We start from the raw sequence: 14,683 nt of genomic DNA on the forward strand, positions 1-14,683 counted from the left end.
ATGTTTATTGCCTCAGCCGGGTTACTTTCGCCCGTTCAAGACGACGCACATACTGCAACAGCTCATCGTGATGCAGCAGCGAGACTTTGTTAGTTCTGGCCAGTTGCTGCGCTGCCGTTGTGTAAGAGGCATTAGACACCACAGCCCCAAAGCGCGCGCCATAATGCTGCCTTGCGGCAACAACCTGCTGCACGGCATCATTCCCGACAGGACGGGAATATAATTTGCACTGCACAACCAGCCGCAGCCTGCCACGGGTTGCGACAATATCAGCCCCCTGGTCACCACTTTCAGAGGTAACAATAGCCTCCCACCCTGCCTGGCGCAGTATCAGCCCGCAATAACGCTCATAATCAAACGGGTCCATATCGGGGCTGTAAACGTCAGGGCTGGTGGGCTTTTTAACCTCTGCGACAACAGGCGTGCTTTCATCAAAAGCAACCTTATCAATATATTGCGACAGACCATCACTAACGCGCTCAAAATAAGCCTCATAGCCGCGCTCTCTGAGACAGTTGAGCATCTCGCGCTGCATGAATTCTTTTTTCTCACGTTCCCATTTATCATAAATGGTGGTGCCATAAATGTTCTGGTACACAAGCTGCTTACGGCGAATCTGCAGGCGTTCGGCCAGAGAGCTGATAAGCTTTTTGCCTGCTGCCATAGCCCGGTGGCACTTACGCCAGCGCCTGTATTTCAAAAACAGGCGCAGCAGCACATAAGCACCAAGCAGCTCAGAGACAATAATCAGTATCTTCCCGCCATCCTGATATACGCCGGTGGAAGGCAGTACATGACCAAGCTGCGACATGAGCCAGACCAGCACCGCCCCGACGGCAGACAGGACCTCAGTCGCATAAGCGGAGAATGTGCCACTATGCTGAGTAACATGCCCCTCACTCACCAGTGCAACACCATAACCTTCAGGACAGATGACGGAGGCTCTCTCCCTTTCTCTGACAAGGTGGATGCTCTGCCCCTGAAAAGAACAAATGTTCTGCCCGGTGTCATTGATATTTGTCAGTGAGTGCGCACAGACAGAGGTGGCCAGTAAAGCAGACAGCCCCGCACATGCCAGAAATCCACGCAAAGTCTGCTTCAGACCAGCGCTCAGGCCAGCACGCCTTAAGCCATGCGCACGGGGTACATTATAAGAACAGTTCTGTTTACGTTCAGACATGCCGGACTTTTACGTTCTCTTTTTATTCTGGTCCAGACACACTGTGCTTTCAGCTGGTACATGACAATTCAAAACCAGCATCCGTCACAATCAATGAAAAATTCAGACCCGAAATAAAATAGGACACTATAAAAAATAAAAATTCACATCAATTACCCTGTAAAAATAATATAATTATAAATATAAGTATTGTTTTTAAATGATTTATCACCATTATTATAAAAACTATATCAAGATAAAAAATTTATTATGTGATAATAATCTCTCTGCTCCCTTCACTGAAAGCATGATCCTGCAAAAAGAACCTGCCCTCTGCCTGGAATCGGCCAGGCGAACATCTCGCAGACAAGGAGTAGGCAGAGCTGACGAGACAGTATACACTACGCCGGCTATGAACAAAAAACGCAGACCGACACATCCTGTTACGGCAGAGCAGGCCTCATCCTCCCTCCCTCCGGCTGACGTCTGGGGAGCCAGAGATGTTTCATCAGGAAAAGGTTCAGGAGATGAAAATTTTCCTGTCGGCTCGCTGCTGCTCGATAAAAAGCTGCGCCCGCACGTACATGCCTATTATAATTATGCCCGTGCTATTGACGATATTGCCGACTGCGAAACACTGGACGCAGAAGAAAAAATCACACGTCTGAACGCAATGGAAGATGTGCTTCTGGGCAAACGTGAAGCGATATCACGCGACGATGCGCAGAGTGCTGCGGCTTTGCGCACATCGCTGATGCAAACAAAGGTACCGTTTGAAACAGCCACTGACCTGACCATTGCCTTTCGTGACGATGCACGCAATGTCCCCTGCAAAACATGGAGCGACCTGGTCAGTTACTGTCGCTACTCAGCCAATCCTGTCGGGCGTTTCCTCATAGCGCTGCACCGCGAAAGCCCTGCAGCATATGCTGCATCTGACGCTTTGTGCACCTCGCTCCAGATTCTCAACCACCTTCAGGACTGCCAGAAAGATCTGCGTCTGCTTGGGCGCTGCTATATGCCGGAAGACCTGATGGCCCGGGCCGGCGCCACACAGGATGACCTGCTGGCTGGCCGTGCCACACCACGGTTGCGCAGAGTGTTTAATACACTGCTGGATAATACAGATGAACTGAATGCTCAGGCAGCCACCCTGCCCGCCTATATTTCAGACCGGCGCTTTCGTATGGAATGTGCCGCTATCGTGGCTCTGGCACAGCGCCTGACACTGCGCCTGCGCCGTGAAGATCCGCTGGCTGGCCGGGTCAGTCTGAAAAAATCAGACGTGCTCCATGCACTGGGTGCGGCCCTGAAAGTCTGGCCCGGAGCTTCTCCTGCACGGAAAGTTCTGTAAAAGACAGCTCAGACAAAGTGAACTCCTTTCAAGATACATCGCAACAACAGGTAGAAGACGCGTGACATCCCATATGATCCAGACGCATGAGACCCCAACACCACTCGGGTGCGACCCGGCTGATCTGGCATGGGTAGAGGCAACCGTTAAACAGGCAGGCACGTCGTTTGCTGCCGGCATGCGTGTTCTGCCCCCCATGCGCCGTTATGGAATGTATGCTCTGTATGCCTTCTGCCGTGTCGTTGATGATATTGCCGACGGCAGTGCCCCCCTGGAGCAGCGCCGCGCAGAGCTTGAGGCATGGCACGGCCGTATTGCAGCTATGTATTCTGACAACAAAGCAGAAACACCGCTCGATCGTGTTCTGCTGGCCACCATTCACTTTTTTGCCCTGCACCAGAAAGATTTTGATGCTGTTATTGACGGCATGATTATGGATGCAGAAAACAGTATTGTTGCCCCTGATGAAAAAACTTTCGACCTTTACTGTGACCGTGTGGCTTCTGCCGTAGGGCGTATGTCTGTCCATATCTTTGGTGACAGCTCAGACAATGCCATTAAGGTTGCCTATCATCTGGGACGCGCCCTGCAGATCACCAACATTCTGCGTGACATTGCAGAAGATGCCGCCCGTGGCCGCCTTTATCTGCCATCAGAACTGCTGACACGTTTTGACGTGCCGGCTGACCCCGTTAAAGCTATGTACAGCCCTGGCCTTGAAAGTGTTGCCCGTATTCTGGCTGAGCGGGCAAAAGATCATTTCAGAGCGGCATTTACACTGATGAAGCGCGCACCGCGCAAAGCCATGCTGCCTGCCCGTATTATGGGTGCAAGCTATGAAGCCACCTTAAATGCTCTCTGCAAAAGGGGCTGGTCATCAGGGGTTCTGCTTAAGCGCCCTGACCCGGCGATTGCAGTGCGCCTGGGGCACCTGGCCACATCGTTCTTCGTCTGATTATCATAAACAGGAAACCGGGATTATGGCACGAACCCTGCATATTATAGGGGGCGGCATGGCCGGCCTGGCAGCCGCAACCGAAGCAGCAGGTTGCGGCATGCATGTTATTGTGCACGAGGCCGGGCGGGCCTGTGGCGGGCGGGCACGCTCATACTACGACCGCCAGCTTGACTGCCGCATTGACAATGGCAACCATCTGCTGCTTTCGGCCAACACAACGGTTTTTCGTTACCTGGCACTGACCGGTGCAACAGACACACTGACCGGACCGGGTGCGCCGGTTTTCCCGTTTGCTGACCTGACCGAAGACAACCGCTGGACCCTTACCCTCTCATCAGGCAAAGTGCCATGGTCGATGTTCATGCCACACCGGCGCGTGCCTGGCATGCGCCTGGCTGAACTGAGCAGCCTTAAAAAACTGCTTAGCGCCGGTGAAGATCAGACCGTGTCAGAATGTCTGGTCCCTGGTGCGCTGACACGCCGCCTGCTTGAACCCTTTGCTATTTCAGCGCTCAACACCCCGTGCGAAACGGCAAGTGCCGCCCTGCTGGGGGCTGTGGTGCGCGACTCTCTGGCACAGGGTGGCAAAGCCTGTATTCCCTGGTATCCTAAAACCGGACTGTCAGAAACATTTGTTGACCCCGCTCTGGCCCATTTACGCATTATGCGTGCCGAAGTGCGTACACAAAGCCGCATCACAGGCCTCGACATAGCCCGTGGCCGGGTTACAGCACTGCACACCGGCGGGGGTGACCCCATAACCCTGACGGAAGAAGACAGGGTGATTCTGGCTGTGCCGCCTCAGGTTGCCTCCTCCTTACTGGCTGGCCGGGTCGATGGCTTTACTGCCCCTGATGAGGCTGAGAGCATTCTCAACCTGCATTTCGTGCTACAGGAAGCCCCCATTCCCACAGGCAGCTTTGCCCGTTGTGGCTTTATGGGACTGGTTGGCAGTGTGGCCGAATGGGTTTTTCTGCGTGACAATATTCTCTCTGTCACAGTCAGTGCTGCCAGCCGCTTCGCTGAGCGTGACCAGGAAGAACTTATTCGCACTATCTGGCATGACCTGCGCCGCGCCTGTGACCCTGTATTACAGTCTCCACTGCCGGCAAACCCGCTGCGACAACGCCCTGTGTGGGAAAAACGCGCCACCTTTGCCGCCACACCGGCACAAAACCGCCTGCGTCCGGGGCCTGCAACGTCTCTGGTTAATCTTGCTCTTGCCGGAGACTGGACTGCAACCGGCCTGCCCTCAACACTGGAGGGCGCAATGCGTTCTGGTGTAAAAGCGGTTCATACGCTAGGGCTTTACACCTGAAATCTTAACTATCAGGCACATCACCGTGCCTGCTCTCTGACACATCGGTATTGAATAAGGAATTTCTGACATGGCCGCTGATGGCAGTGCTCTTTCCGGCTCGCTCCTGACTTCTGAAGCGCTCGAGCAGGCTGTAAAAAATGCTCAGGCTGCCCTGAGCAACCGCCAGAATGCAGACGGGCACTGGGTATATGAGCTTGAGGCAGATGCAACTATTCCGGCCGAATATGTGCTGCTGGAGCATTTTCTCGATAAGATTGATGACCCGCTGCAACAGAAAATAGGCAATTATCTCCGCCGTATTCAAAGCGATGAGCATGATGGCTGGCCACTGTATCATGACGGTCAGTTTGACCTCTCGGCTTCTGTTAAAGCCTATTTTGCCCTCAAAGCCATCGGGGATGACATTAACGCCCCGCATATGGCACGGGCCCGCAAAGCTATTCTGAGCCATGGTGGTGCCGCACGCGCTAACGTCTTTACCCGCTTTCAGCTTGCGCTGTTTGGCGAAGTGCCCTGGCGTGCGCTGCCCGTAATGCCGGTTGAGCTGATGCTGCTGCCCCGCAAGGCCTTTTTCTCGGTCTGGAATATGTCTTACTGGTCACGCGTGGTTATTGCCCCGCTGACCGTTCTTGCTGCCTTAAAACCCGTTGCTGTTAACCCACGCCAGATCAGAGTGCGTGAGCTGTTTGTTGCACCACCTGAAACAGTTACCGACTGGATCCGCGGTCCTTACCGTTCAGCCTGGGGGCATGTGTTTAAAGGCATTGATTCTGCCTTACGTGTTGTGACGCCGTTTATCCCCGCAAAAACACACAAAAAGGCCATTAAAGCCGCCGTTGATTTTATTGAGCCGCGCCTGAATGGTGAGGATGGCCTGGGAGCCATTTACCCGGCAATGGCGAACGTCGTCATGATGTATCGCGCTATGGGTGTGCCTGATAACGACCCCCGCGCCATGACAGCGCTTAAATCTGTGCAGAATCTTCTGGTTATTAAAGAGCACGAAGCCTATTGCCAGCCCTGCGTCTCTCCGATCTGGGACACGGGTCTTTCTGGCCACGCCATGATTGAGGCTGCCTCAGGCCCGCAGGGCATTGCTCCCGAAAAAACGCGGGAGGAACTGAGCAAAGCCGCAAGCTGGCTGCGTGACAAACAGATTCTCAGCGTCAAAGGTGACTGGGCTATTAACAAGCCTGACCTGGCACCGGGCGGCTGGGCCTTTCAGTATGGCAACGACTACTACCCCGATGTGGATGACACCGCCGTAGTTGGCATGCTGCTGCACCGCGAGGGAGACCCGAAAAGCACTGAGGCCATAGAAAGAGCACGCCAGTGGATTATTGGCATGCAGAGCACCAATGGCGGCTGGGGTGCGTTTGACATTGATAATAACAAAGAAATGCTCAACCACATCCCCTTCTCTGATCATGGGGCGCTGCTTGACCCGCCAACAGCTGATGTGACTGCACGCTGCATTTCATTCCTGGCACAGCTTGGCCACACGGAAGACCGCCAGGTTATTGAACGTGGTCTCGACTATCTGCGCAAAGACCAGGAAAAAGACGGCTCGTGGTTTGGCCGCTGGGGCACCAACTATATTTATGGCACGTGGTCTGTATTGTGCGCATTTAATGCCGCGGGTATTTCGCATGATGACCCTGCTGTTATTAAAGCTGTCGAATGGCTGCGCTCTGTGCAGCGTGAAGATGGCGGATGGGGTGAAGATTGTGCCAGCTATGAGGGTGCTGCCCGCGGTGTTTATAAAAAGAGCCTGCCGTCTCAGACCGCATGGGGCGCCCTGGGCCTGATGGCTGCCGGCCGCAGAGACGACCCCGCCGTTGCTAAAGCCATGTCATGGCTGGCCAGCCAGCAGGACGAAAACGGCGAATGGCAGGAAGACCCTTATAATGCTGTTGGTTTCCCCAAAGTGTTCTATCTGCGCTACCATGGGTACAAACAGTTTTTCCCTCTTTTTGCACTCTCTCGTTATCGCAATCTTGAGAAAAGCAACTCCCGCCGCGTTGATTTTGGGTTTTAATAACTATGGCAGAGCGTAACACATCAGAGCATCTTGCCCCGACCAGACCGGGTATTCTGACCGGCCTTAAGGCTGAGGTGAAATTTCTGCGCCCTGCCTTTCCGCATGCTGCAATTGCAGCCAGTGGTGCAACCAGTGCCGGAGCACAGCGTGAAACAGCACGCCTGATTGCGACCGGCCCTGACTGCCTGCTTTCATTTGGTCTTGCCGCCGGGTTAGACCCTGCTCTTCCCCCAGGCACAGTGATTGTACCTCAGGCTGTACACGCCTGGGGTGAAACCTTTGAGTGTGACCCTGACCTGCGCCATATTCTGGGGGCAACACGCCCTGACTGCTATGGCGGCACATTATTGCATAGTGATGATGTTGTACTTGAGGCTACTGAAAAAGCCCGTCTTTTTGCCGAAACGCAGTGCGCCTCGCTGGATATGGAAAGTGGCTTTATGGCCCGGCAGGCCAGAGAAGCAGGTATTCCCTTTGCTGTGCTGCGTGTTGTCTGTGACCCCGCCACACGCTCTCTGCCCGCAGCAGCGGGCTGTGTGCTCTCCCCCAAAGGGGGATTAAAAATCGGTGCTCTGCTTGCTTCTCTGGCACGTAACCCCTCGCAGATTGCCGGACTGATTGCCTTAGGGGGCGATGCCGCGCGCGCGCGCAAAGCTATGCAGCAATTTCTCGACCGACAGCGCACAGTGCAGGCTTTTATGCGTCTTGCATCTGGCAATTAAATGAAAATTTCTGATAATTTAATATTTAAGAAGTATTTTTATAAATTACAGAAAAAACTACAGCCGATAATTTTTGTTATATAAGCTATAGTTTTTTATTTTTAAAATTATAGCAAAAAATATCATGAAGAAATATTACATTCTTCTTTTTTCATCGCGGCATATGTTTTAACCAAAGCTATTTCACCGGCTGTGGCAGAGGGCATGATCCACACCGCTATGGAAAGCCTCATGCTTTGCAGAAACACCTCATCCCTGAATATCTGAAAAGGCACTCAGAACTTGTCACAACCCGGTTAATCTGAGGGCATCCTGAGGCATCATATTAAAGTTTAAAGGATGACAAGCATATTCCCCGGTATAAACTTCATTAACAAAATATGGCCCGGCATTGATAATCTGAACAGATAATAAACAAGCATAACCAGAAGAGCGCACACCTGAAGGCAAAAGAGCATCACCTGAAGTCCAGCGGCTGTTATTTTTTACCTGAGAATGCCAGCCTGGCATTTCAATACCGGTAAGATGGCTGCTCACAGAACAAGATTTTTTATTTTCAAAAAGTGTAATTTCTCCGACTTCCACACCGAAATAGCGACGATCATCAATAAATGGACCGATAACATCACTCGGACGAGCCGCACGAGAGATAAGACGAATATTCTCAGCACCAGCAGGAAGCAAAAATATGGTGCAGCCATTATGCTCACGCACCGGCATAATCATTGCACCACTACCCAGTTTCAGACAGAGATCAGGATGCTCTGTGTGTTCAGATTCAGGGTTGCGTAACGAGTGGCCTGCTGAAATAGCACGCGCCTCCGTCTGACGAAACAAGGGCTCTGCAAATGCTGCTGAAACATCAAGAGGAGCTGCGGCATGATCCCAGCTCAGGCACTGGCGACCAGCAATAGAAACTACTTTACCTGTTTGCCGGAAGATATGCCTGTTACCGGTGTCAAGATAACTTTCGGTCAGCACACCATCAGCTGTGATAACAGCATGTTTTTCGGTTTCAATATGATAATAATCATAAGAGTTGATTGATTTATCATAAAAAATCGATCTGTTATTAACAAGCATACGCACAGGCAGAAAATGCCCCTTAAAAAACAGACAATGTTCAGCTGTAATCAGCATATCTTTAAAGGGTACACCTTTAGCGAATGCGTCTTTTACTATTCTTACAGGCCAGCCTGCTCTGTCATCTGGTAAATCAGAGCGAACATAGCACCTGGCAGTACCAACCCATGACACAGCCTGAAGAACCTCTGCCTTGTTACGCCAGTCAAATGTAACAATCTGATCACCAATAGTCAGGTCTTCAACAGCTTTACAACCAGAGGGGCTGTTTATCATAGAACCAGCGAGAAAACACACAACCTCCAGCAAGGTCTGATTCAGACCATACACAGTTCCGACCGTTGATGTTGATGAACTGCCGGCTACCGTGCTGTCAGACAGATCTGGCAAAGCAAAAGTGCTAACACCATCACCGCCATAAGTGGTGCCTAAAAGAGAAAATAAAGCCTGATTCTGTCCTATTGATAACAGGGCCCCATTAGCCAGTTGCCATCCTGATGGAATTTTAGAAACCGGCCCGGCAAACGCCCTGACTTCACCAAGGTAGGAATCATCACTTAATGTTCCCGGATACGCGCCGGATGTACAAATAATATAATTTAATGCCAGGCCTGCACTTCTGTTATCAATTGTATCTGCATTACTATTTGCATCAGATTTAATGTTACTATCTGACACTGTAATATTATCATTTCCAATTTCAGAGCCCAGAGGTGTCGTGGATGATGCACCAACAATGTTGCGGCCACTCAGGTCTGGCAAAGCAAAAGTGTGAACACCGTCACCGCCGTACGTATTCCCGATGACTGCGAACAACGCCTTATTGTTAGCAACAGAAAGAAGTTGTCCGTTTGCCAGAGCAAAACCGCCCGGAATTTGATTACCCGCAAAAGCATCAACCTCCCCAATAAATCCCTGAGACCCGTCTGTCGGTGCAGATATCCGGATTAAATAATTAATCGAAAGGGATGGCTGTATATTATTAACTTCAGCGGATGATCCACCCAGATCTGTCGGGTACTGAGACTGAGTAAGTGTTTCAGTTTCTGCGCCTTCAGTCGTCCCTGCGGGCGTTGAACTGGTCTTTCCCACAAGAACGCGACCTGATGTATCTGGCACATCAAATGTTGAATTGCCGTCACCACCATAAGTTATGCCCAGAACTACAAAAAGAGACTGATTATCGACAATGTTAACGGCCGCTCCGTCAGTTTGCTCCCCTGAACTGTTGGTCGCATAATTAAAGGCCGAAAAACGCAGCATGCCTAATGGAAAAATACTGGAAGAAGACTGCGCATCGCTCGGGTAAGTCCCCTGTGTTACGATCTGCTCACTCAAAACTGTTGTTTTTTGATTATTATTAAATACAATAGAGGACATTTCTATAAATACTCACAATATATACAAAAAAGCACTCCGCCACTCTCCAGGCACGTCTCTGATATCTGGATACACGATGCTATCATATCAGGTAAGTTATAATTGTTACTAAAAGATAACAGTTTGTTCAGTCAGGCATATGGCCCATAATCATCTGAATCACCGGGCCCTTCAGATCACATGCCTGACTGTAAAAAAATCATTAATAACTGGCAGAAAGATTAAACAAAAAAGAGCGACCAATAGCCGGCGTGACACGGTTTTGAAACAGGCTGCTATAATTAAGACGATTAGCAAGATTGTAACCGTTCATTGCAATACGCCAGTGCTCTCCAAATTTGTGCGCAATCATAGCATCAAAATCTAAAGTCGCTGGTACACGCGCGGTGTTTGCTGCATCCAGCCATACAGCCTGACGCCATGTTACACCGCCACCAATGCTAAGATTATATGGCGTTCTGGGAGCAATGTTATAGCTCGTCCATAAAGTAGCTGAATTTTTTGGGACAAACTGTATACGCTTACCAACGTCAGCCGCGGTTTCAGAGCCCGTAACACGACTATCGTACAATGCGTAGGTGCCTATAATACTCCAGTTTGCAGTGATGTTTCCTGATGCACTCAATTCCAGCCCCTGATTCCGCTGACTGTCAGATGAAGCAGAGACATCTCCGGTTGAAGGGTCTGTTATTGTTGAATTATTTTTCTCAAGGCGAAATAACGCTGCTGTAAACCCCATACGCCCTTTAAAAGCATTATATTTTGCACCTACCTCATAAAGCCGGCTCCGCTCAGGTGAATAACCAGACCCTGTAATAAAGGGAGCATTGCTATTGGTAACATAAAGGCTTGTCGGTGTTGTTGATTCAGACCAGTTAAAATATACCATCAGATTATCATCAGGTGTGTACATCATACTAACTGTGGGATTAACCGTTGTTTGTGTCTGCCTGAAATGTGAATCAGGTGTTGTTTTAACACCGCCTGTAGCCGAATACGAACTATACCACTGATCCAGCCGAAATCCGCCCTTAATGGCAAACCATTTTGCCAGCCAGATCTGATCAGAAAGAAAAACGCCAATGTCAGTTGCACTGCCATCTTTATAACATTTACGCCCTACACCATTGGGGATAGAAGCCAGCCCACCGGGGTTTTCTGCGCAACTTACTCGTTCAAGACCAGGAACATTCATCGATGGATTTATAAGGTTAGTACCCTGGCGCGTTTCATTATAAGGGTAGTTTTTTCTGTGATCTTCAACGTGCTCAATATCAAAACCACCTATCACCTCGTGGCGAATACCTCCGGTATTGAAGCGGGCAATGCCTGAAAAAACATTTTGTATTGACCAGTCACTTTGTCTGTAAGGGTTTGGCCCTCCCAACCCGCCATTTCTGACAATAGCAGCCGAAGTGTCACCACTAAAATATTTGCTAACGCAGGTCGCATTACAGTTTGGCTGTGATGCTGAGTAATAACGATGGTAAATGCCGCCCTTTGTATCATTGTAAAGGGTAAGCCATGGTTTGATTTTTGCTGTAAGTCTGCCGCTCAGCATATCAGTGCTGACATCATCCTGGTCAAATGTTGTTCCATACCAGTTTTTTCTATTTATACCATATTCTGTAATGGGTTTTGCAATTTTGGTTCCTGGCTTCTGCACAACCCATACACCATAATCTGGTATACGATTATCATTTTGATGAAAATAATCGACAGTGTAAGAAATTTTTTTATTCAAACCAAATGTGACTGAGGGTGCGATACCCCAGCGGTGAGAATAAATATAATTTCGGCCAACCATATTATTTTCGTTACCCATAGCCGAAAGTCTGACAGCAATACTATCACTGATTTGTTTATTAATATCCAAGGTGCCACGATAATAAGAGCCTGAACCGCCTGAAAAATTTGCCTGGTAGGAATCTTTTTTATGAGGTGCTTTTGTCACTATATTAATAGCGCCACCTGTTGTGCCATTACCAAATACTTCTGAAGATGGACCTTTTATAACAGACACATGATCATAATAAAAACTATCACGCGTATAAACACCAAAATCGCGCAGGCCATTCTCATAAATATCGTTCTGAGCCTGAAAACCACGGATCAAAAACTGATCTCCCGACATCCCGCCCTCTCCTTCACCTACAGAAGCTGTGATGCCGGGCACGTTACGCAGTGCTTCATCTAATGATTTTACATTTTGCTGCTCCATCAAAACACGTGGAACAACATTCACTGTCTGAGGAGTATGCATGACATCCTGAGGCATACTCCTCAGGCCAATATCCTCACGCAGGATATTCATGCTGCTACCATGAACTGTAATGGCTTCATCAGCATAATGTGCAGGGTGCATTCCCTGCGCCAGAGGTCCATTAATGGGCTGTGCATGAACAAGTTCCTGAGAAGAAGCTGTATCAGGAACAACAGATGATTGTGGAACTGATTTATGCGCTTTGGTGTGACGATGCTTAGATTTTGTCACATGATCTGTCGTCATTGCAGCATCAGAATTGCCTGTATGTAAAGCTGAGCAAAACAAGGCAAACCCCGCCATAAGTGGAGTGGAACGTGCAGAGTGATAGAGATGCCGGTGCGTCATTTCAATGCTTTCGTGACAAACAAAGTAGGGCACAAAAAACACAAATGAGAATGTGTCACAATTGCAAATTATGGTTTTCGGGTCTATACCTAGGTATAGGTTTTTAACAAAATTTTTGCTGTGATATACATATAAGTTTAGGTACCATATTTATATTATGCTGAATATAATGAAAAAAAGTTTCCACTCGATAACAGATAATATAAATAAAAATTATAATAATTCAGATATTTTACGATGGTTTTCAGCAATTATAATTTCAGCAATTATTTTTTTTAATCACATTAATACCATCACATGATGCATTTGGCGTTCTTTATGTCATAGTCATTATAATTTTATCGCATAACTGCAATATATTTACATTAAGGGTTATTGCAACTTTATGTATATTTTTAGAATTTTGTGGTTTCTTTATCGTTCACAATGAAACTTTATTTAATAATAATTATTCAAGATTAATACTTGGTATTATATCGATAATTACAGTAACAACGATTACAGAAAATAATAAAAAAGCAAAAGAATCTCTTGATAAACAATCCAGAATGTTAGCTCATGCCGATCGTATTAAAGCTATCGGTCAAATAGGAATCACCATAGCACATGAAGTTAACCAGCCTCTGTCTGCAATTTCAACCTTTGCTCAATCAGGAATATCCTGGATAAATCGACCGTCTCCCGACATAAAAGAACTATTATATTGCTTAAAAAAAATTGATTCCAATACACAGCGTGCTGCAAAAATTATTAAAAATATCCGTGAGTTAACACGAGAAAATTATATTTTACGAGAAGAACATATTAATTTAAAAAATATTATAAACGATTCCATTTTTATTATTGAACCTTATTACTCATTAAGTAATATCGAAATTATAAAACATTATAATTCAAAAAATGTTTTTATTAATGGGAATAAAATTGAAATTCAGCAGCTTATAATAAATATATTATTAAACTCCATTGAATCCATAAAAAAAACACAGGATAATTCAGGTTTAATACATATTATATTAAAAAATTCACCTGAAAAAATAAATAATATTGAAATAAAAATACAGGATAATGGTAATGGATTCAAAAACTCTGATATACAATCATGCTTTGAACCATTTTATACAACTAAAAATACGGGTATGGGTATAGGGCTTTCAATTTGCCAGACAATTGCCGAAGCTCATAACGGGACTATAAAAGCTGAAAATCTCTCTCCTTCAGGAGCAGAAATTACCATTTCTTTTCCTGCTGCACAGAACATATCAAGTTAATAACGATGGAATATTCTCCACACATTATTATTGTAGATGATGATGAAGAAATCAGAAATTCATTAGATAGTTTTTTTCGTTCTAAAAATTTTATAGTTCATTTATTTTCTGATCCGGAAGAATTTTTATTATTTAAACTACCAGATGAACCAGTATGCTTGCTTCTTGATATCAAATTAGGACAGAAAAATGGATTAGACTTGCAGGACACAATAAATGAGGCTGGTCTGCATATCCCTGTCATCATTATGAGTGGTCACGGAACCATACCTTTATCAGTAAGAGGGATAAAAGCCGGGGCCATTGATTTTTTTACAAAGCCTTTTTCACATAATACATTACTTAAATCGGTACATGAGGCTCTTGATTTATGGAAGTCTCAGAATAAAAATATTGAATTACAAAAACGAATAAAAAATAAATATTCATCACTCTCAGAAAGAGAAAAGGAAGTGATGATTTTAGCAACTTCGGGGCTTATGAATAAACAAATTGCTGATCGTCTTAACCTGAGCCTCATATCTATAAAAACACATCGTGCTCATGCAATGAAAAAAATGGGAGCACGATCTTTTTCTGATTTAGTTCATTATGCTGACATTCTTGAAATAAGAGACCCTTTAATAACGCGTTATAATAGTTAATCGAGAAATCATTTTCTGCCACACTCTGCAGAGCTATGATGCTTACAGGAAATATCGCTGATATAAAAACCAGAAAACTAGGGCCTGTTAGATCTTGAAACTCTTCCCATATTGTAGAGATGGAAGAAGGAGACGGAAC

Annotated in this window: 10 protein-coding genes; 7 read left to right on the forward strand and 3 right to left on the reverse strand. The window is 47.0% G+C overall.

Annotated features, from left to right (window positions below; translation table 11 throughout):
• Window positions 1-4: 4 nt before the first annotated feature.
• Window positions 5-1,180 (reverse strand): restriction endonuclease, encoded by a 1,176-nt coding sequence (locus tag HK11_RS01620; RefSeq protein WP_086553604.1) that lies wholly within the window; start codon window positions 1,178-1,180, stop codon window positions 5-7.
• Between the two features lie 391 nt (window positions 1,181-1,571).
• Between HK11_RS01620 and hpnC the strand changes: the two genes are divergently transcribed.
• From hpnC to HK11_RS01645, 5 genes are all read left to right on the forward strand, one after another.
• Entirely contained in the window at window positions 1,572-2,513 is a 942-nt protein-coding gene (gene hpnC, locus HK11_RS01625; RefSeq protein WP_086553616.1) for a squalene synthase HpnC, read from the forward strand.
• A 73-nt stretch (window positions 2,514-2,586) separates the two neighbouring features.
• Window positions 2,587-3,468 (forward strand): presqualene diphosphate synthase HpnD, encoded by an 882-nt coding sequence (gene hpnD, locus HK11_RS01630; protein WP_086553605.1) that lies wholly within the window; start codon window positions 2,587-2,589, stop codon window positions 3,466-3,468.
• Window positions 3,469-3,493: 25 nt separating this feature from the next.
• Entirely contained in the window at window positions 3,494-4,789 is a 1,296-nt protein-coding gene (gene hpnE, locus HK11_RS01635) for a hydroxysqualene dehydroxylase HpnE (RefSeq protein WP_086553606.1), read from the forward strand.
• A 70-nt stretch (window positions 4,790-4,859) separates the two neighbouring features.
• Window positions 4,860-6,830, forward strand: a complete 1,971-nt coding sequence (shc, locus tag HK11_RS01640; RefSeq protein ID WP_086553607.1) for a squalene--hopene cyclase — start codon at window positions 4,860-4,862, stop codon at window positions 6,828-6,830.
• 5 nt (window positions 6,831-6,835) lie between these two features.
• The gene (locus tag HK11_RS01645) at window positions 6,836-7,555 is read left to right on the forward strand and encodes a hypothetical protein (protein WP_086553608.1); all 720 of its coding nucleotides are present in this window, start codon (window positions 6,836-6,838) and stop codon (window positions 7,553-7,555) included.
• 285 nt (window positions 7,556-7,840) lie between these two features.
• Here HK11_RS01645 and HK11_RS01650 read toward each other — a convergent pair whose 3' ends face one another.
• Window positions 7,841-10,018: a tail fiber protein gene (locus HK11_RS01650; RefSeq protein WP_086553609.1), complete on the reverse strand. Its 2,178-nt coding sequence runs from the start codon at window positions 10,016-10,018 to the stop codon at window positions 7,841-7,843.
• Window positions 10,019-10,220: 202 nt separating this feature from the next.
• Window positions 10,221-12,629, reverse strand: coding sequence for a TonB-dependent siderophore receptor (locus HK11_RS01655; protein WP_086553610.1), 2,409 nt, complete (start codon window positions 12,627-12,629; stop codon window positions 10,221-10,223).
• Between the two features lie 548 nt (window positions 12,630-13,177).
• Between HK11_RS01655 and HK11_RS01660 the strand changes: the two genes are divergently transcribed.
• Both HK11_RS01660 and HK11_RS01665 read left to right on the forward strand, forming a co-directional pair.
• Entirely contained in the window at window positions 13,178-13,900 is a 723-nt protein-coding gene (locus tag HK11_RS01660; protein ID WP_086553611.1) for a sensor histidine kinase, read from the forward strand.
• A 5-nt stretch (window positions 13,901-13,905) separates the two neighbouring features.
• Window positions 13,906-14,544: a response regulator transcription factor gene (locus HK11_RS01665; protein WP_086553612.1), complete on the forward strand. Its 639-nt coding sequence runs from the start codon at window positions 13,906-13,908 to the stop codon at window positions 14,542-14,544.
• Window positions 14,545-14,683 lie beyond the last annotated feature (139 nt).

The sequence above is a fragment of the Acetobacter sp. DmW_043 genome (assembly GCF_002153485.1).
Classification (GTDB): domain Bacteria; phylum Pseudomonadota; class Alphaproteobacteria; order Acetobacterales; family Acetobacteraceae; genus Acetobacter; species Acetobacter thailandicus.

Coding starts and splice junctions, on each gene's coding strand:
- HK11_RS01620 (WP_086553604.1), bottom strand. CDS start 1,180: ATGTCTGAACGTAAACAGAACTGTTCTTATAATGTACCCCGTGCGCAT.
- hpnC (WP_086553616.1), top strand. CDS start 1,572: ATGAACAAAAAACGCAGACCGACACATCCTGTTACGGCAGAGCAGGCC.
- hpnD (WP_086553605.1), top strand. CDS start 2,587: ATGATCCAGACGCATGAGACCCCAACACCACTCGGGTGCGACCCGGCT.
- hpnE (WP_086553606.1), top strand. CDS start 3,494: ATGGCACGAACCCTGCATATTATAGGGGGCGGCATGGCCGGCCTGGCA.
- shc (WP_086553607.1), top strand. CDS start 4,860: ATGGCCGCTGATGGCAGTGCTCTTTCCGGCTCGCTCCTGACTTCTGAA.
- HK11_RS01645 (WP_086553608.1), top strand. CDS start 6,836: ATGGCAGAGCGTAACACATCAGAGCATCTTGCCCCGACCAGACCGGGT.
- HK11_RS01650 (WP_086553609.1), bottom strand. CDS start 10,018: ATGTCCTCTATTGTATTTAATAATAATCAAAAAACAACAGTTTTGAGT.
- HK11_RS01655 (WP_086553610.1), bottom strand. CDS start 12,629: ATGACGCACCGGCATCTCTATCACTCTGCACGTTCCACTCCACTTATG.
- HK11_RS01660 (WP_086553611.1), top strand. CDS start 13,178: ATGTTAGCTCATGCCGATCGTATTAAAGCTATCGGTCAAATAGGAATC.
- HK11_RS01665 (WP_086553612.1), top strand. CDS start 13,906: ATGGAATATTCTCCACACATTATTATTGTAGATGATGATGAAGAAATC.